The 17096-nt window shown below is 64.7% G+C and carries 18 protein-coding genes and 1 tRNA gene; 13 read left to right on the top strand and 6 right to left on the bottom strand.

The genetic code is table 11. The features are described 5' to 3' along the window. Positions 1 to 16: 16 nt before the first annotated feature. The gene (locus QP165_RS17950; RefSeq protein ID WP_333996657.1) at positions 17 to 1045 is read right to left on the bottom strand and encodes a M48 family metallopeptidase; all 1029 of its coding nucleotides are present in this window, start codon (positions 1043 to 1045) and stop codon (positions 17 to 19) included. A 165-nt stretch (positions 1046 to 1210) separates the two neighbouring features. On the opposite strand from QP165_RS17950, the gene QP165_RS17945 reads away from it, so the two are divergent. From QP165_RS17945 to QP165_RS17935, 3 genes are all read left to right on the top strand, one after another. Beyond that, positions 1211 to 1615: a metallophosphoesterase gene (locus QP165_RS17945; RefSeq protein WP_333996656.1), complete on the top strand. Its 405-nt coding sequence runs from the start codon at positions 1211 to 1213 to the stop codon at positions 1613 to 1615. Beyond that, a complete protein-coding gene (locus QP165_RS17940) occupies positions 1596 to 2012 on the top strand; it encodes a hypothetical protein (RefSeq protein WP_333996655.1) in 417 nt (138 codons plus the stop codon). The genes QP165_RS17945 and QP165_RS17940 overlap by 20 nt, the downstream gene beginning before the upstream one ends. 167 nt (positions 2013 to 2179) lie before the next feature. Next, complete coding sequence (locus QP165_RS17935) at positions 2180 to 2425, top strand: hypothetical protein (protein WP_056021748.1); 246 nt, start codon at positions 2180 to 2182, stop codon at positions 2423 to 2425. 374 nt (positions 2426 to 2799) lie between these two features. Here QP165_RS17935 and QP165_RS17930 read toward each other — a convergent pair whose 3' ends face one another. Together QP165_RS17930 and rpsU are read right to left on the bottom strand one after the other, a co-directional pair. Further along, on the bottom strand, positions 2800 to 3387 hold the full coding sequence (locus tag QP165_RS17930; protein ID WP_333996654.1) for an FKBP-type peptidyl-prolyl cis-trans isomerase: 588 nt from the start codon (positions 3385 to 3387) through the stop codon (positions 2800 to 2802). Between the two features lie 130 nt (positions 3388 to 3517). After that, positions 3518 to 3724: a 30S ribosomal protein S21 gene (gene rpsU / locus QP165_RS17925; protein ID WP_031394635.1), complete on the bottom strand. Its 207-nt coding sequence runs from the start codon at positions 3722 to 3724 to the stop codon at positions 3518 to 3520. A gap of 177 nt (positions 3725 to 3901) precedes the next feature. On the opposite strand from rpsU, the gene cysS reads away from it, so the two are divergent. Together cysS and QP165_RS17915 are read left to right on the top strand one after the other, a co-directional pair. After that, the gene (gene cysS / locus QP165_RS17920; RefSeq protein WP_333996653.1) at positions 3902 to 5428 is read left to right on the top strand and encodes a cysteine--tRNA ligase; all 1527 of its coding nucleotides are present in this window, start codon (positions 3902 to 3904) and stop codon (positions 5426 to 5428) included. A gap of 74 nt (positions 5429 to 5502) precedes the next feature. After that, entirely contained in the window at positions 5503 to 6441 is a 939-nt protein-coding gene (locus QP165_RS17915) for a D-2-hydroxyacid dehydrogenase (RefSeq protein WP_333996652.1), read from the top strand. 43 nt (positions 6442 to 6484) lie between these two features. On the opposite strand, the gene QP165_RS17910 is transcribed toward QP165_RS17915, so the two are convergent. Continuing rightward, positions 6485 to 6640, bottom strand: a complete 156-nt coding sequence (locus QP165_RS17910) for a hypothetical protein (RefSeq protein ID WP_156350430.1) — start codon at positions 6638 to 6640, stop codon at positions 6485 to 6487. A gap of 266 nt (positions 6641 to 6906) precedes the next feature. Between QP165_RS17910 and QP165_RS17905 the strand changes: the two genes are divergently transcribed. The 5 genes from QP165_RS17905 (at position 6907) to QP165_RS17885 (ending at position 12563) form a co-directional block, all read left to right on the top strand. Beyond that, the gene (locus QP165_RS17905) at positions 6907 to 8280 is read left to right on the top strand and encodes a class II 3-deoxy-7-phosphoheptulonate synthase (protein WP_056021738.1); all 1374 of its coding nucleotides are present in this window, start codon (positions 6907 to 6909) and stop codon (positions 8278 to 8280) included. A gap of 200 nt (positions 8281 to 8480) precedes the next feature. After that, positions 8481 to 8555, top strand: a tRNA-Glu gene (locus QP165_RS17900). 63 nt (positions 8556 to 8618) lie between these two features. Next, entirely contained in the window at positions 8619 to 10457 is a 1839-nt protein-coding gene (locus QP165_RS17895; RefSeq protein WP_333996650.1) for a site-specific integrase, read from the top strand. Between the two features lie 333 nt (positions 10458 to 10790). Continuing rightward, entirely contained in the window at positions 10791 to 11033 is a 243-nt protein-coding gene (locus QP165_RS17890) for a hypothetical protein (RefSeq protein ID WP_333996649.1), read from the top strand. A gap of 939 nt (positions 11034 to 11972) precedes the next feature. Then, positions 11973 to 12563 carry a hypothetical protein gene (locus QP165_RS17885; protein ID WP_333996648.1) on the top strand — a complete coding sequence of 197 codons (591 nt, stop codon included), beginning with the start codon at positions 11973 to 11975 and terminating at the stop codon, positions 12561 to 12563. A 140-nt stretch (positions 12564 to 12703) separates the two neighbouring features. Here the strand turns inward: QP165_RS17885 and QP165_RS17880 are convergent, their stop codons facing one another. Next, positions 12704 to 12856 carry a hypothetical protein gene (locus QP165_RS17880; protein ID WP_333996647.1) on the bottom strand — a complete coding sequence of 51 codons (153 nt, stop codon included), beginning with the start codon at positions 12854 to 12856 and terminating at the stop codon, positions 12704 to 12706. 332 nt (positions 12857 to 13188) lie between these two features. Between QP165_RS17880 and QP165_RS17875 the strand changes: the two genes are divergently transcribed. Together QP165_RS17875 and QP165_RS17870 are read left to right on the top strand one after the other, a co-directional pair. Then, complete coding sequence (locus QP165_RS17875) at positions 13189 to 14832, top strand: AAA family ATPase (protein WP_333996646.1); 1644 nt, start codon at positions 13189 to 13191, stop codon at positions 14830 to 14832. Between the two features lie 2 nt (positions 14833 to 14834). Beyond that, positions 14835 to 15692: an HNH endonuclease gene (locus QP165_RS17870; RefSeq protein WP_333996645.1), complete on the top strand. Its 858-nt coding sequence runs from the start codon at positions 14835 to 14837 to the stop codon at positions 15690 to 15692. Between the two features lie 273 nt (positions 15693 to 15965). On the opposite strand, the gene QP165_RS17865 is transcribed toward QP165_RS17870, so the two are convergent. Then, positions 15966 to 16328 (bottom strand): helix-turn-helix domain-containing protein, encoded by a 363-nt coding sequence (locus QP165_RS17865; protein WP_333996644.1) that lies wholly within the window; start codon positions 16326 to 16328, stop codon positions 15966 to 15968. A gap of 119 nt (positions 16329 to 16447) precedes the next feature. Here QP165_RS17865 and QP165_RS17860 point away from each other — a divergent pair, with 119 nt between their 5' ends. Then, complete coding sequence (locus QP165_RS17860; RefSeq protein WP_333996643.1) at positions 16448 to 17089, top strand: hypothetical protein; 642 nt, start codon at positions 16448 to 16450, stop codon at positions 17087 to 17089. Positions 17090 to 17096: the final 7 nt, after the last annotated feature.

Raw genomic sequence — 17096 nt, 5'->3', positions numbered from 1 at the left:
CATCAGCCCGATCGCCTCACCGCAACGGTTGATCGCGGCTCGCAAGCAGGCTCGTCGGAACGACCGGCCGATCAGGGTTGGCGCCGATTTCCGCCACGAGGGCATCGAGCACGGTCGCGCGCGACTTTGACGACGCATGCGTTCGGCTCCTGAAAAGCCCGCCATCGACGTCGCCGCCCTTCGTACGCCAGAATTGCGGTGCGGATCGCGGATCATAGCCGGCATTGGCCAGCAGATAGACGCCAAGCCGGTCGGCTTCGTCCTCGGTCTGGCGGATCAGCCGGCCATTACGACCAAGCTCGGCAGTCAGCCCGCGACTGACCTTGGCCGCGTCGAGCCTGTCGCGGTGCCGCAGGATGTTGTGCGCCAGTTCGTGCGCGACGACGACCGCGATCTCCGCATCGCTATAGCCTTCGAAGAATCGCTCGCCGATCTGGACGACCGCGCCATCCGCACTCGCACCCAGACCACTCCCGAGCAGGATCTCGAACCGCGATCGACAGCCGGGCTCGGCGGGCACCGCCACCGTCAGCGGCTTGCCGCCCCGCAGCAACATCACCGACACGGGCCGTCCGGTCGGGAGCGCCGCGACGATCGCCTCGGCCGCGTCGCGATCCGCCGGCGTCTCGGTCCCCTGCGCGGCGCCGATCGCCGGAAGCTTTCTGTCCCCCAGCGCGACGATCGAATCGCCTGCCGCGATCCCGGCGCGCGCCGCCGGGCCACCCGGGACGACCGCCTCGACCCCGATCAGCGTCTCGAACCCGAAGACCGCCATCGCGTTCGGGCGCGCGTCGGTGCCATATTGGTTGAGCGCATGGATCGGCATGCCAAGCTGTGGCTGTCGCCGGTCGCACAGCGCGACGTTGGCGGACGTCAGCCGGTATCCGATCGTCGCCAGTCGCAGGTCGGCCGCGCGCAAGGCCTCGAAAAACGCCTTGGGTGGCGGCGACTCGGCGGCTGGCGGCGTTGCGGGCGCCATTGCGGACACCGGGCCGATGATCGCCGCACCGAGCAGCGCGGGAAGCAGACGCAGGATAGAAGACATGACCGCCTCCCTACCGCGCTTGGCGGTCCACGCCACCCATCTTGTGCCCGCCCGGCGACCGGCGACCCAAACTGGCGCAGTCGGAGAACCGAGCGGTTCAGCGTGCGTTGTGACCGCTGCGGTAACGCCCTATGGCCCGTCGCAACGGATAGCTATTTTATGATCATGAAGTTTTTTCGGTCCAAGGACACCAGGCCCGCCGGCCGCGGGCCCAAGTCGACCATACCGGACGGCCAGCGTGTCTATGCCGTCGGCGACATCCATGGCTGCGCGGATCTGCTCGACGATCTGATCGCGCAGATCGAGGCGGACGATGCCGCGCGTGGTCCTGCGGAGACGACGGTCATCTTCCTCGGTGACATCGTCGATCGCGGCCCTGCTTCGGCGGGCGTGATCGATCGCCTCATCACGCTGTCCGATGCTCGCCCGAATGTCCGGTTCCTGCTCGGCAATCACGAAGAGATCTTCCTCGGCGCGCTCGACGGCGAACCCAAGGCGCTGCGGTTATTCTGTCGAGATCGGCGGGCGCGAGACCGTGCTGAGCTACGGGATGGACGCAGCAGAATATGAGCGGCTCGACTATGAAGAGCTCGTCGAACGGCTCGGCCAGCTCGTTCCGGCCAGGCACCGGACCTTTCTCGACGCGTTCGAGGACCTGATCACGATCGGCGACTATGCGTTCGTCCACGCCGGCGTCCGGCCCGGAACGCCGCTCGAGGATCAGCGGTCCTCCGACCTTCGATGGATCCGCGACCCGTTTCTCGACCATCGCGGTCCGCTCGCCAAGATGATCGTCCACGGCCACACCGTCACCGAAGCCGTCGACCCGAAGGCCCACCGAATCGGAATAGACACGGGCGCCTATGCGACCGGACGTCTGACGGCGCTTGGTCTTGAGGGCGACCAGACCTGGCTCCTTCAGACCGGTTCCGCGATCACCTCGTCGGGAAACACGGCCGATCTCTGAATTCGCCTATTCTTTCTTTACCCGCATTGGCTATACATAGGTTGCGACGACGGCGTGTTGCCTTGTCGCAACAGTGTGGAGCGCTTCCACATCGTTTTGCATACTCGGTTGCCTCAGGCAGGCTTTCATGCCATTGCCTGACGCGACGAGCACAAAGGGAGTTCATCATGCGTCTTGGGAAGTACATCCTGACCGCAGCAGCAGCCACGATGGCAGTTGCTCCGGCCATGGCAGCACCGGCAAATTCGGCAGCTAGCCTTTCGGTTTCGAAGTCGGTTCGCACCGGTTCGGCATCGGCAAAGAAGAACGAGCTGGCAGGCGGCGGCATCATCGTCGCAGTCCTGGCAGCTGCAGCAGTTGTCGCGGGCATCGTGATCGTTGCCGACAGCGATGACAATTCGGACAGCAACTAAGCCTAGGCTTGGTTACTAAGGAATAGCGGCCTTCGGGCCGCTATTTTTTTGTCTGCTGTAGATCCGGCAGACGATCACAGTGAGGGCCTTGGGCGCTTCGCCATGCGAACTGCCAACGGCGACTACCGCCCTCCCCTTATCACGGCGATGCTCGGACATCCGTGACACAGCGTGCTCAGAACAGCCGCACGCGCTTGCCGCCACCCCGCAGACATCGGCAACCCCGTAGATCGCCGGCAAACCGCATCGTCATCCACGTCGCTACGGCCCAAACGACGATCGGCCCGGGCCGACGCCGCAGCGCCGGCCCGAGCCGATCGAATCACACCATCATCGAGCGTGGGGCAGCGTGGAACGCCGCCCCGTCGTGGCGATCAGCGCGGCTGCGGAGCCGGAGCGCCGCCGCCTGGCATGCCGGCGCCGGGAGCACCCTGCATCTGCATTTGCATCTGCTGCTGCGCCTGCATCTGCTGCACGACGCTCTGCGGCAGGAAGTCGAGCAGTTCGACGTCGAAGATCAGCGTCGAATTGGCGGGGATCGGGCCGCTCGCCTTGTCGCCATATCCAAGCGACGGCTTCAGCCAGAACCGGTATTTCGAGCCCTTCGGCATCAGCTTGAGCGCTTCGGAAAAACCGGGAACGACGCCCGTGACGGGCAGCGGGGTCGGCTGCTGCGACTTGTCGAAGGTCGTGCCGTTGAGCAGCTTGCCCTCGTAATTGACCAGCGCGACGTCGGCATCGGTCGGCTTTGCCGCACCGGGCTTGCCCGCGGTCAGCACCTTGTACTGAAGGCCCGACGCGGTCGTGACGACGCCCTTTGCACGGGCGTTGCGCGTCAGCGGGTCGTCACCTTGGCGCGCGAGCGCGACCGCGCCGATAAGCGCCAGCGCGATACCGAGCCAGAGATAGACGAGATAGCTGCGCTTCACCGGCTGCAGCGGTACGGCGGTGACGGTCGACATCGGATGACCCCGGGTCTTCTGGTCACGCCCGGACGTCGTGCGTGCCGTGAATGAAACGATGCGGGGCGACCAATGCCGCCCCGTGAAGCCCCGACCCTATCTGAGGGCCGGGCGATACGTCTGGCCGGTCTTACCGTGCGCCGTCACGCTCGGCGCGCTTGCGCTCGAGCTTGCGCGAACGACGGATGGCAGCAGCACGCTCGCGCGCACGCTTTTCCGACGGCTTCTCGTAGTGGCGGCGCAACTTCATCTCGCGATACACGCCTTCGCGCTGCAGCTTCTTCTTGAGCGCGCGAAGGGCCTGGTCGACGTTGTTGTCGCGGACGATGATTTGCATAAACCCGTTAAGCTCCGGTCGAATAGATACGAATAGATAGCGCCGTCGCGAACAAGTCCGCGCCGCATGAACGGGAGCCCCTAACAGCGTGTGCCGCGGGTTTCAAGCCAAACCACCATATGCACCGACCCGGCTGGCGGGTTTGCGACACCGCAGGGCCAAGGCTAAGAGCCGGTGATGACCAGCCCCGCCCAGCCTTCTGCCCAGCGCCCCGAGAAGCGCGCCATCGAGCGCGCCGACGAAACCGCCATGCCGCTCACGCTCTACAACAGCCTGACGCGGCAGCTCGAGCGATTCGCGCCGATCGATCCGGCCAATGTCGGCATCTATTCGTGCGGGCCGACGGTCTACAACTATGCACATATCGGCAATCTTCGAGCGTATGTCTTCACCGATACGCTGTCGCGCGTGCTGTCGTGGAAAGGCTACAGCCTCACGCACATCATCAACATCACCGATGTCGGCCACCTGACGTCCGATGCGGATCTGGGCGATGACAAGATGGAGGCGGCCGCGCGGGCGACGGGTCAGGACATCTGGGCGATCGCGCGCCACTATACCGAGGCGTTCAAGCGCAACCTCGCCGATCTGCACATCCGGACGCCGACCCGATTCCCGCTCGCGACCGATCACATCGCCGAGATGATCGCCTTTGCCGAAGCGATCGAGGCCCGGCATTGCTACCGGCTCGCCGACGGGCTCTATTTCGATACCGCCACGGTGCCCGACTATGGCCGGCTGGCGCGGTCGCAGGACGATGCCGGCGAGAGCCGGATCGACCCCGTCGAGGGCAAGCGCCATCCGCAGGACTTTGCGATCTGGCGTACCTCGAACGCCGGCGAGAACCGCCAGATGGAATGGGATTCGCCATGGGGCCGCGGCGCGCCGGGCTGGCATCTCGAATGCTCGGTGATGAGCAAACAGTATCTCGGCGACCGGTTCGACATCCATACCGGCGGGATCGACCACCGCGAAATCCACCATCCCAACGAGATCGCGCAGAACCAGGCGCATTGCGGATGCGCGGATACCGGCGCAACGCTCTGGATGCATAACAACTTCCTGGTCGAACGATCGGGCAAGATGTCGAAATCGGGTGGCCAGTTCACCACGCTCCAGACGCTGGTCTATCGCGGCTTCCACCCGCTCGCCTATCGCCTGATGTGCCTGCAGGCGCAGTATCGCAGCGAGCTCGAATTCTCGTGGGACAACCTCGTCGCCGCGACGACGCGACTGAAGCGGCTTGCGCTGACGGTGCAGGCACTGCGCGATCGTGCCGCGGCGTCCACGGCCGCGCCGGCCGACGCGCGGGTCGACGCGCGGGTCGACGCGCGGCTTCAGGACTATCGGTCGCGGCTCGATACGGCGATATCCGACGATCTCGCGACGCCGCGCGCGCTGCCGATCCTCGACGAACTGCTTGCCGACAAGCGCCTGTCGCCCGCGGATCGGCTGAGCGCGCTCGCCGATTTCGATGCGGTGCTCGGCCTCGATCTCGTGACGATCTCGCCGCGAGGATCTGCGCGTCCGGCCGGCAGCGGCGACGATCGACGCGCAAGACGTCAGCGATCGCCTTGCCGAACGTCGCGCCGCGCGGGCGGCAAGGATTTTCCCCGATCGGACGCGATCCGCGACTCGCTGATCGCCGACGGGGTGGAGGTGATGGACGGCGACCCGATCGAATGGGACTGGCGGCTGGCCTGAATTCGCCACGATCCGCGCCGGTGCGGCCGGGATCGCTGTTGGGCGCGCGCCGGTAACGCGCTAGGTCTTGCCGGATGAAAGCCGTCCTCCCCGCCGCCGCCCGCCCGCTGCTCGAGCCGCATCTCCCGTCCGATCTCGCGGTGACGTGGTTCTCAAGGCCGGACGAGGCGATGACGGGGATCGCCGATGCGGACATCGCATGGGTCGACATGCAGCCCACCCAGCTGGTCGCCGACGCGATCCGCGCATCGGGTTCGCAGCTCAAATGGGTGTCGACGATCTACGCCGGTCTCGACGCCTTCCCGCTCGACGTCATCCGCGAACGCGGTGCGATCCTGACCAACGGCGCGGGCATCAACGCCGTCACGGTCGCCGAATATGCGGTGATGGGGGTCCTCGTTGCCGCCAAGCGCTTCGACACCGTCGTGCGCGCGCAGGATCGTCGCGACTGGTTGAAGGACGCGCCTGGCAAGGTCGAGCTGGCGGACACCAGCGCGCTCGTCATCGGCTACGGCACGATCGGCAGGATGATCGGCGAGCGACTCGCGGCATTCGGCGTAGCGGTGACGGGGGTGACGCGTACCGGCCGCGACGGCACGATCACGCCCGATGCGTGGCGTGCACGGCTTGGCGACTATGACTGGATCATCCTCGCCGCACCGTCGACCGGCGATACCAAGGCGCTGATCGGCGCGAACGAGATCGCGGCGTTCCGGAAAGGCGCCTGGCTGATCAATATCGCGCGCGGCGACATGATCGACGACGACGCGCTACTCGCCGCGCTCGAAGCCGGGACGATCGGCGGCGCGTTTCTCGACCCGACGCATCCCGAGCCGCTTCCCGCCGACCATCCGCTCTGGTCTGCGCCGAACACCATTCTCACGATGCATCTGTCCGGCCGAAGCCAGACGACGATGTTCAAGCGCGGCGCGGCCTTGTTCCTGGAAAACCTGGCGGCGTTCCGCGCCGGTGCACCGATGACGAACGTCGCCGATCTACAGGCGGGCTATTAGGCCATTTGCGGCACACGGCGCAGGCCCGTTGCCGTATCGACGATCAGCTGCCCGCGACGCGGTTGCTCGACCGGTTATAGTCCTTGATACCCCGCCGCCGCAGGTTGACGCGACGCCGACGTTTGGCAGCGATGATCAGCACCGGCACGCCGACGAGCACGCCAGCGCCGATGATCGACAACGCAATGATGATACGCATTGGGATATCCATCGGAACGGCATGCCAAATTCGCGCGAAAAATAGAACCCCTCTCCTGACCCATATCTGTCATTATCCCGCTTCAGAATGCTGCGAATTCCGCAGCGCCTCAACCGAGCCGCGATGAACTGAACCGGCGCGATGCGATTTGGCCGCAAACGCGCGGTGCGGACGCGGCTGCCACCACCCGATAGCTTTACTTCGTTGCGCAAAAACGCGTTTTGGCGCATGGCCGCGCCTCGAATTCATCAATCGGACGAACAATTATGGCCGCGAACTGGGCCCCCGACAGCTGGACCACGCACGAAGCCCGTCAGCTTCCGCTCTACCCCGACGCCAATGCGCTCGACGCTGCGACGGCGCAACTCGCGACCTTCCCCCCGCTCGTCTTCGCCGGCGAGGCGCGCAACCTCACGGCAAGCCTCGCCGATGTCGCAGCGGGCAAGGCGTTCCTGTTGCAGGGCGGCGACTGCGCCGAAAGCTTCGCCGAGCATAGTGCGAACAACATTCGCGACACGTTCCGCGTCATCCTCCAGATGGCGGTGGTGCTCACCTTCGCCTCGAAGCTGCCCGTGGTGAAGCTCGGCCGCATGGCGGGCCAGTTCGCCAAGCCCCGCTCCGCCAATACCGAGACGATCGGTGGCGTGGAACTGCCGAGCTACCGCGGCGACAACGTCAACGACATCGCGTTCACGCCCGAATCGCGGATGCCCGACCCGCAGCGGATGATCCGCGCCTATTCGCAGTCCGCCGCGACGCTCAATCTGCTGCGTGCGTTCGCGCAGGGCGGCTATGCCAATCTTCACCAGGTGCATCGCTGGACGCACGACTTCATGGGCCGCAGCCCGTGGTCGAAGAAATATGCCGAGACCGCCGACCGGATCGGCGAGGCGCTCGAGTTCATGGCGGCGTGCGGGATCGACCCCGAGACCGTGCCGCAGCTCGCGCAGACCAATTTCTACACCAGCCACGAAGCACTGCTGCTGCAATATGAGCAGGCCCTGACGCGGCAGGATTCGCTGACCGGCGACTGGTACGACACCAGCGCGCATTTCCTGTGGATCGGCGACCGGACGCGGTTCGAGGGCTCGAGCCATGTCGAATATCTGCGCGGCATCGGCAACCCGATCGGCATCAAGTGCGGGCCCAGCCTCGAGCCCGACGCGCTGCTGCGGATGCTCGACACGCTCAACCCGGGTCGCATCCCCGGTCGCATGACGCTGATCACACGCTACGGCTACGACACGATAGAAGCCGCGCTGCCCCGCCTGGTACGCGCCGTGACGCGCGCAGGCCATCCGGTGGTGTGGTCGTGCGACCCGATGCACGGCAACGTCGTCAAGGCCGCCAACGGCTACAAGACGCGGCCGTTCGAGCGCATCCTTGCCGAGGTCCGCGGCTTCTTCGCGGTGCACCGCGCCGAGGGCACGCATGCCGGCGGCATTCATATCGAGATGACCGGGCAGAACGTCACCGAATGCACCGGCGGCGCGGTCGACGTGACCGAACAGAGCCTTGCGGATCGCTACCACACGCATTGCGACCCGCGACTCAACGCCAGCCAGAGCCTCGAGATGGCGTTCCTCCTTGCCGAGATGCTCAACGCGGAGATGGCGGAGCGCAAGAAGGTCGCGGCCTGACGATCCTTGGGTGCCCCATCCGACCGTACCGCGCGCCTGGTGGCCGCGGGCAGCGCCGGATGGGGCAACCGCGCCGAACCGCTGCGGGATCAGCGGCCTACGCCGCCGATCCCGCCCAAAACGACGTCCCATCCGCGATTTACGCATCAAGTCGCTTGACGCCCGCCCGCCCCTTTCGTAGGAGCGCGCCTCGACTACACGGCCCCTTCGTCTAGCGGTTAGGACGACGCCCTCTCACGGCGTAAGCACGAGTTCGATTCTCGTAGGGGTCACCATTTCCGTATAAACCACGGAAATAGCCGGATTTACGTCATCTTTACCCGCCATGTGTACAGAACATGGGTACAGAACGACGTGAAAAAGAGCTCGATGGCCTCCCCTTCGCAGACCCCCGCACCGGCCAACTCTACTTCAGACGCGCGGTCCCCGAGGCGCTCCGGGCAGCCTTCGACGGCAAGGCCGTCGTGAAGGTGACGCTCGGAACCAAGGATCCCGCGGCCGCCAAGATCGGCTTCGCGCGCGAGAACGCCGCCTTCGAGACCAAGCTCGCTGACGCCCGGCGCCGGATGGCCGAGGGCACGCTCGTCCCCACGCCCGCAGCGCTGGTGCGCCGATGGTGCGAGGCGCCGCCGACCGGTGGCGGCCTCACCGGTCCCCAGCGACTCGCGATGACCTTCATGGAGCTCGATGCCGCCGCCGGCTCGCGGCAGTCGAGCGACGTCGACGACATTTATCCGCCGGCGATCATGGGCCCCGCGTCCAATACCGACTGGGACCTCGTGCTGGGCGACAGGACGCGCTTCGAGAGACTGGTCGCCGAGTCCTATGGCGGCGATGTCGAGCAGGCGGGCACGAATTGGATCCGCCTGCGCTGGCACCACGCCGAGCGCGCCTGGCGGCGCTGCCTCGACGGGCCGGCTGCGCGGCTCCGCGCGTTCGACCCGAGCGGTGAGCGCTTCTCGGACGACGACGTCGCCAAGGCGTTGCTGGACGTCGTCGACGAGAAGCGCTGTGGCGACGAGGAGGCGAACCGGGCGCGCCTGAGCCGTCACAGGCCGCGTGCGACGAATTCGCGGCTGCGGCCGAACCTGCGTCTCAAGGCGCTGTTCCGCGAGTGGAAGGAAGGCAACGAGCCCCGCCCCCAGACAGCTGGCGAATACGAGGCGGCGGTCGACGACTTCATCGACTTCGCTGGCGACCCGACCATATCGATGATCGACGCCGACATGCTCTACGACTACCGCGACGAGGCGGCGAAGCTTCCCGCCTCGATGCCCCGCGCGGACCGGGCCCTGACCTTCACGGCGCGCGTCGCGAAGCATGGGGACGCCAACCCCAAGTGCGCCCCGCCCACGCTCAAGAAGCGCGTCGGCGCGCTCCAGGCGCTACTCACCTATGCCTTCCAGCAGCGCTGGACCTCGATCAACACCGGCAGCGGCATCCGGATCGTCGGCTACACCAAGAAGCGGCGCAACCGGCGCAGCTTCGAGGACCACGAACTCGCGACGCTGTGCGCGAGCCCGATCTTCGTCGATGCGGCCGCGTGGAACACCACGTCGCGGATCGGCGACGCCACCGTGTTCTGGATCTTCCTGCTTTCGATCACCACGGGTGCGCGACTCGAGGAGGTCGGACAGGTGGCCCTCGCCGATGTCCGCCGGGACGGCGACATCGTCTACCTCGACATCGACGAATATGCGGACGAGCAGGATGCCGACGACAAGAGCGTCAAGACGGAGGACTCGATCCGGCTCGTGCCCGTTCACGAGAAGCTCGTGGAACTCGGGTTTCTCGACTACGTCGACGCACTCGCGGCGCTGGGCCAGACCCAACTCTTTCCCGACCTGAAGGAGAACAGCGTGGGGAAACGGACGAAGGAGGCGAGCCAGAAGGTCAACCGCATCATCGATCGCCACGTCTCCGGCGACCGCCGTCTGGTGTTCCATTCCCTCCGTCACGCCTTCAAGGCGAAGGGCAACGACGCTGGGCTCAACGACCGCACCCTGGATCAGATCTGCGGCCACGCGCCCGTGAGCACCGGGAGCCGATATGGATCCGAACCGCGGATCCGGACGATCCACCGCGAACTCCACCAGATCGACTTCACCTGCATCGACTGGGACCGGATAGCGGACGGCGTCAGGAAGGTCAGATGGAATACGCTCCTCTCGAAGTGAGGCGAGGACGGATGCCCTTCGGGCCGTCCCATCGGCCGGGGCCGATTTTCATCAGCCCCAGCTTTATCCGTCACCGCGGACACCCCGGGCAAAGAACCCTCGTCGCGTTCGTCGCATTTTGCATTTGGCGGCAATACCCGCACGAGAGTGCGAGCATCTGCGATATTCACACACCCCCGTAACTCAGGCTGCCCCATGCCAACCGGCGTATCGCCCGACGTATGGCAGCCGCTGCCGGGCTGGTGAGGCTGTACCGACCGTCATGATCGCCCATCCCGCGTTTACGGATCTTAAGGTCGGCAGTCTGTCGCATTTTCATTTGGAGCGGCTACGGTGAAACCCGACCTGATCCTCAAAGTTCTCTGTTATGGGAAGGCGATGCTGAAGATTCGAATGAGACAACGGGCGGCGGATGGCGCGCGCGCGCGCAAGCAGCTTGCCGAGATCGACGCTTCGATCTCGGCACTCAACAACGAGGATCTGCTTGATCTCGCCGACATCTTCTCGGCCGAGCCGCACACGCCACTGGGCGACGTGGCCTTCGCGGAGATGAAGCGTCGCAACCTCTCCCTCTAGCTGGAAAGGCAAAACCGGCCGCCCGAAAGCGGCCCCACGACACCAATGCGGAAACGTGGCCGCAGGTCGCATGAGCGGCCCGCCTCCTTGGTGAGCTACTCTCGAAACGGGACGGCGGACCCCGACGGAACTCCGCAACCAGGTCGGTCCGCGACGTCCAGCTACGACAGGATAAGCTCCGCGGCGTCGACATAGCGCCTTGCCCGGCACGTCGCAGATCGTGGCGACGTTCGCCACGCCTAAGCCCTGGGCAACTATACTCCTACCTTATCAAGACCAGACCATGCCGACGTCCCGCGACGTCGGCATGCGCCTGCTGGCCTGAACGCTGACGCCGCGATCCTAACCACGCAGATCGAAAACCGTGATTGGCGATGCATCGTTGCGACATGCCCCTCCGGCCTCGTTGCAATCGCTTCGGCCGACTGGTTCCGGCTAACACGCCGGCGAGATCGGTCGCCCTGAGCGTCACCGCAACAGCGCCGTTCGTAAGGTACATGAAGAGAGGAAAAGCTGTCCAACTCAGGACCAGCCGCCCACCAGGCAGGCAGTTCCACGACCTAGGAAATCGTGCCTCCCGGCCGCTTCGAAGCGCATCGCGCGATCTCACGAATAGCGGCCTACATCACACGCGGCGTAGATGCATTTCAAGCGATCGGCCGAAAATATCGGCCGACACCACGGCGGCGGCCGCCGCCGATGGGCTACTGCAGTCGCCTTTAAGTCCCGCTGAGGCGGTGCTCATGTAGATCATGAGAGAGAGGAAAAGAGATAAACTCATAACCAGCCGCACCAGCGATCATACAGATTCAAAAGTTAATAATTCGTGCACGTCCGCACGAAGAAACTCCATTTTCCCCTCCCCCCACGCTTTCGCCACCGGCGGCTCAAATTCGGGCCGCTGGACGGCGCAGCATGCAATTTTTGAAGGACATCGTAATGAACGACAACGACAACGACAGCACGATCTTCGGCATGGTCACCGGCGCCGGCCCCGTCCGACTGATCATGACCACGATGGCGACCCGGAAATCGACCAGCGTGATGAAGACCCCGCTCTGGTGGTACCAGCCAAAGTCCGCGACCGAAATGACCGCGATCTGCGTCTGGCTCGGCGAACAACGCGATTCATGGCCGGCATGGCGCAAGATCGCGGAGGAAGACGGCATCGACGCGGTCAAAGCCGAGATCGCCCGCGCGTGGTCGCAGAGTCCACTTGAAAGCTGCAACGCGGTGATGATGAACCAGGGTGACGATCCGCGCGAGATCACGCTGTTCGCGATGCTGGTGACGCGCAACAGCGAGGTCGTTCGGCATCGTTTCAAATCCGCCGCGCACCAGAAAGCGTTCCTAAACTGGTATTTCGGCGACATCGAAGCGATATCGAACTTTCTCCTCTTCGAAGGCTGCCTCGTCGGCCCCAAGCATCTCGCGGGCATCCTCGATCGCAGGGCGGAGATCGAGGTCGCCAAACGCAAGCCCGGGAAGCGCGGTCAGCGCAAATCCGCCGGTATGCGCAACGCCGCCTGATGACCGTCGCGTCGGCACTCTAGTCCGTGCCGACGCACGCTCGAGACTACCTATCGTCGTGCCGACGTCCTGGTGATGCTGCGGTTAGTTCGGATGAACCGCAGCCGAGACGATAAGCGAAACCACGGCCGTCCCGGATCTCAACGGTCGTCGACATCCTTGACCCGCTCTTCGAGAATCATGATCGCCGTCATGATGTGGGCGCCTACGATGTGGTCGCCTACGATGTGGTCGGCCTCGGCATCGGCGATCGCCAGAGCGGTTCGCAGCGAAGCTAGAAGGTCGTCATTCACAGTCGGAACTCCTCGCAGCGACAGACATGCTCGCCTCTGACCACCCTATGCCGGATGCAGTTGGAATCCATGGTGCAGAGCAGCATGTCAGAACTAGCGGCATCGGCGCAAGTCCATGCGCGCGACCCTCAACGAACGTCTGCGGGGTCGAACCGACTTCCGTGGCTTGGCATCGCCACACGACCCGGCTTCGCAGATCGGACCGCAACGGATTGAGTTTCAATTGCGACGCTCGCACCACTTTCCCTACTGTGCGCGCGGAGTGGATGGCGTCCAAATGATCCGCCCCGAGCGCCATCCGGCATTCGTACGAAATTTCGAGGATCGAATTCATGAAGGTGGTCGTGGTCAAGCCGTCTCGCGGGACGCCGAGCGCCGTCGCGGATATCGTACTCCAGCAGGATGCGTGGGACGATTACGGATTCAAGACGGGCTATCATCTCTACTACTTCACGGAGGGAAAGGACGCGTTCGTCGGCAACCTCAAAATTCTTCAGCGTGGACAGGTCGAGACTCCGACGAGCGTCCTTCCCGAAGGGGAGCTCCAGCCGCTAGGCGAGGAATTTTGTTCCCTCGGTCAATCGCTCGACTACTACGAACATCTGGCCGCACTCCCCACCGAAGTCCGACAGTTCGTTCTCGGCTTCTTCCGCGACGCTCTGGCAGATCCGGAGCACGCCAAATCATTCGAAGAGGAACAGGGCTGGCGGGTATCGGTCACCCGCGACCTCGATCTCGACAGCTATGTCCCACTCGCACGGACGCTGCTGGAACGCGACTACGACGCGCTTCCAGCAATGGGTCTGGATATGACATTCAGGGTCACCGGCTGGAACGATCCCCTGCATCTAAACTTCGCGGGACCGTCGCAGGAAGTCGTCTGGGTCGTCGGCTCAGGGTTGGTAACGGCCCGATTGCCGGAGCGGGTGGCGGTGATCACGGGTCGCAACGGGTCAGGCAAGAGCACGTTGATGGCACGCCTCGCCCGCGTGCTCCATGCCTCGCAGCGGGACCGCCGCTTGGAAGCCATCTCGCGCCTCGGCGCGATCGAACCGCCCGGGATAGGCTTCAGCCGGATCGTCACCGTCGCGTACAGTGCGTTCGACACGTTCCAGGTTCCCGGCCTCGGCGTCGAGGATCGACGGCAGATCGCGAAGGACCTTCGGGCGGGCACGGGGCGCTACGCCTTCGCGGGCCTGCGCGACATCGCCGCCGAGCTTGAAGAGAGCCTCGAAGCTGAAGCGGACGCGATCGACGCGCAGTCGGGCGCGTTGGACGATCGCATCGCGATCGATCGTCAGACCCGGACGCGCCTCAAGTCCGCCGAACAGCTGGCCGACGAGTACGCGCGTACGGTCCAGGCCATCTTCGACGCGGGTCGTTACGCATTGCTACTGCGGGCACTCAAACCGCTTCTCGCCGATCCATCGTTCTCCGACATACCGGACCAGTCCCCGGCGGAGCTGCTCGCGCTCGAACAGAGGCCGACGTTCATGGGATGGAGCACGGGACTGAAGATCGTGATGCATGCGATCGCGACGATCGTCGCAAGGACCGAACGGAAGTCCATAGTCCTTATCGACGAGCCGGAGAGCCACCTCCATCCGCCCCTTCTGGCGGCGTTCATGCACTCCGTGCGCCACGTGCTCGAGGCGAACGACGCCTTCGCGGTCGTGGCGACGCATTCGCCGGTCGTCGTTCAGGAAACCCTTGGTCGCCACGTGTCGGTCGTGAACAGGGTCGGAGACGAGATCGCGATCATGCCGCCGCGCATCGAAACCTACGGCGAGAGCATCGGGGAGATCACAGACGAGGTGTTCCGGTTGCATCCAGGAGCGACGGACTTCCACGCGACGCTGAAGGCGCTCGTCGATTCCGGGCTCACGATCGAACAGATCGACGGTCGCTTCGACCGAGGACTCAGCCTCCAGGCGCGGGCCTACGTCATGAGCCTAGCGGCGATGCGCGGAGCCTGATCATGTGGAAGGTGAGGCTCCCCGACACCGGGGACATCGACGATCAAATCGATACGGCGCTTACGCTGAAGAACGGCGCTAAGACGCACGATCTGACTGCAGCCGAGCGGGTCGCCCTGCATCTGCTCTACGCCGATTACGATCAGCGGCTCGGCGAGCCCGATGCCGGATTGCAGCCGCCAGCACTGGTCGGCTGTGCCGACGCGCTACTCGATGCCTATGGTCAGGTGCAGAAGGGTCGCCGGCTTGCCTCGCTGCGCAACACGCTTCTACGCGCAGTCATGGAATGCCCGCTCTGTGGCTCCGGGGACGCCACGACGCTCGATCACCATCTGCCGAAGGACGACTACCGGGCGCTCGCGATCAATCCGCGCAATCTCGTTCCGAGCTGCCAGCCCTGCAACAGAGCCAAGGGAACTCTGGCCGCTCTTGCCGGTGAAGGCATGATTCACGCCTATTTCCAGGACGTGCCGGACGTGACGTTCATGCGAGCCGACGTTACCTACCTTGCAGGATCGCTGACGGTCGTCTTCTCCATCGAACCGGCCGCCCTGGACCCGGCACTCGCTGACCGGCTCACCTTCCAGCTCGACCGCCTCAAGCTGACCGAGGGTCATCCCGATGCGATCAACCTATTCCTGTTCGGTCAGAAGGTCGCCTTGCGGCTGTTCAAGGGCATGCCCGGCGAGCGGGACCTTTTGCGGCAGTTCCTGATCGACAGCGCCACTACGCTGGACGCCGATCTCGGCCTCAATCACTGGCGGGCCGCACTGTTTCGCGGTCTAGCCGCCTGTGATGCGTTTCTCGATGATCCATGGACGTACCTCGATCGCCCGCCGCGGGCGATGCATGCAGGCTGATACCAGTCCCGTCGGATCACCTTGGTGGAACCTGTGGGCTGAATGCCGTCGACCCACCATCCCAGCAGCTACCGCGGTGCGGGCGTCAGCAGCCTGACGTTCCCCGTCATCTCGGTAACGCCGAGATCGAGCACAGCCCTTCCCCCGCAACCCGATGGTACGCCGACCAGTCGCCTTCTGCGAAAACTCAACCAGCAGAGCCGGCCATGACACCACTCCAAGTCGGATCATCGTCCGACCGAAAAATGCGCACCGGAGCGGGCGACCACTCGACTAGCCCCGCGTCCGCCGTTCGATTAGGGCCGGATCAGGGGTAACGCCGATCAGGAACTCGTCGATCGGCACGCCAAGCGCGAGCGCCAGTCTGCCGAGCGTATCCAACGTGAAGTTGATCTCACCCTTCTCACCACGAAACATGGAGCTCTTGTCCAGGCCCGCATATTCGGCACACTGCGCCTGTCCGAGCTTCAGATCCTCCCGGATCTCGCGGACGCGGGCACCCACGGCCCTCTGAAGCGCCATGCGCGCCGCCTTCGCGTCCATCTCGCCGTCCGTAGTTTTGATCGTCTTCGTCGTTGGTTCCGTCATGTCTCCATTATAGGCATCAGGCGCCCAGTCGGCAAACGCCTTAAGCAAGAATTCACTCTATTATTGACAGGTAAATATCCGGTCGCCGCTTACGATTTCCAGGAACAATTTGTTTCATGTTGCATTACGTATGCACATGTGCCTATATATGGTTCAGGAGGTGACGAATGCTTGATTTGATGAAGACCGGCAACCACTGCGACGCAGTCCTGTACGCGCAGGAGCTTTCCCACCGCACCGCCAACCTTCTGCAGCAAGCGATCTCCGCCCTGCATCTCGCTGGTCGGGGGGATACGCGACACATGAACCTCGCGATCGATCGACTGACGGGCGCCGGCGATCTCCAGCGCATGCTCGGCGACACCGGATCCGGTTGCGTCGACCTCACAGGCACCCTCCTCGCAGTCTGCCAGGCAGTCGGCCGCATGACGGGCACGGACGACGCCGTCAGTCTCGTGGTGGAAGGCGATCCGCTACTCGTGCACGGTCAGGCGGCACGCCGGATGTCGATGATCGTGGCCGAGCTCGTCGGCAACTCCATCCGCCACGGCCTCCGCCAGGGCCCGGGATCCATCGTCGTCGCGATGCGCGACGACGGCGTGCACACGACCATCGTCGTCGAGGACGACGGCGTCGTGGGCGGCTGGTCGCGACCGGGCGGGCAAGGGCGCGGCATCGTGGACGCCCTGGCGGCCGGCATCGGCGGCCACGTCCGTCGGGACGCCACGGCTGGCGGTTCCTCGCGCGTCGAGGTCACGGTCCCAAGCATCGCCGCCGCCGCCGCCCTGCCCGCATTCGGGGCCGCATGAGCCATGC

The organism is Sphingomonas sp. 22R3R2A-7 (assembly GCF_036856055.1).
GTDB lineage: Bacteria > Pseudomonadota > Alphaproteobacteria > Sphingomonadales > Sphingomonadaceae > Sphingomonas.
Note: the sequence above shows the minus strand (reverse complement) of the source record. Positions and strands in the feature narration are given on the sequence as shown.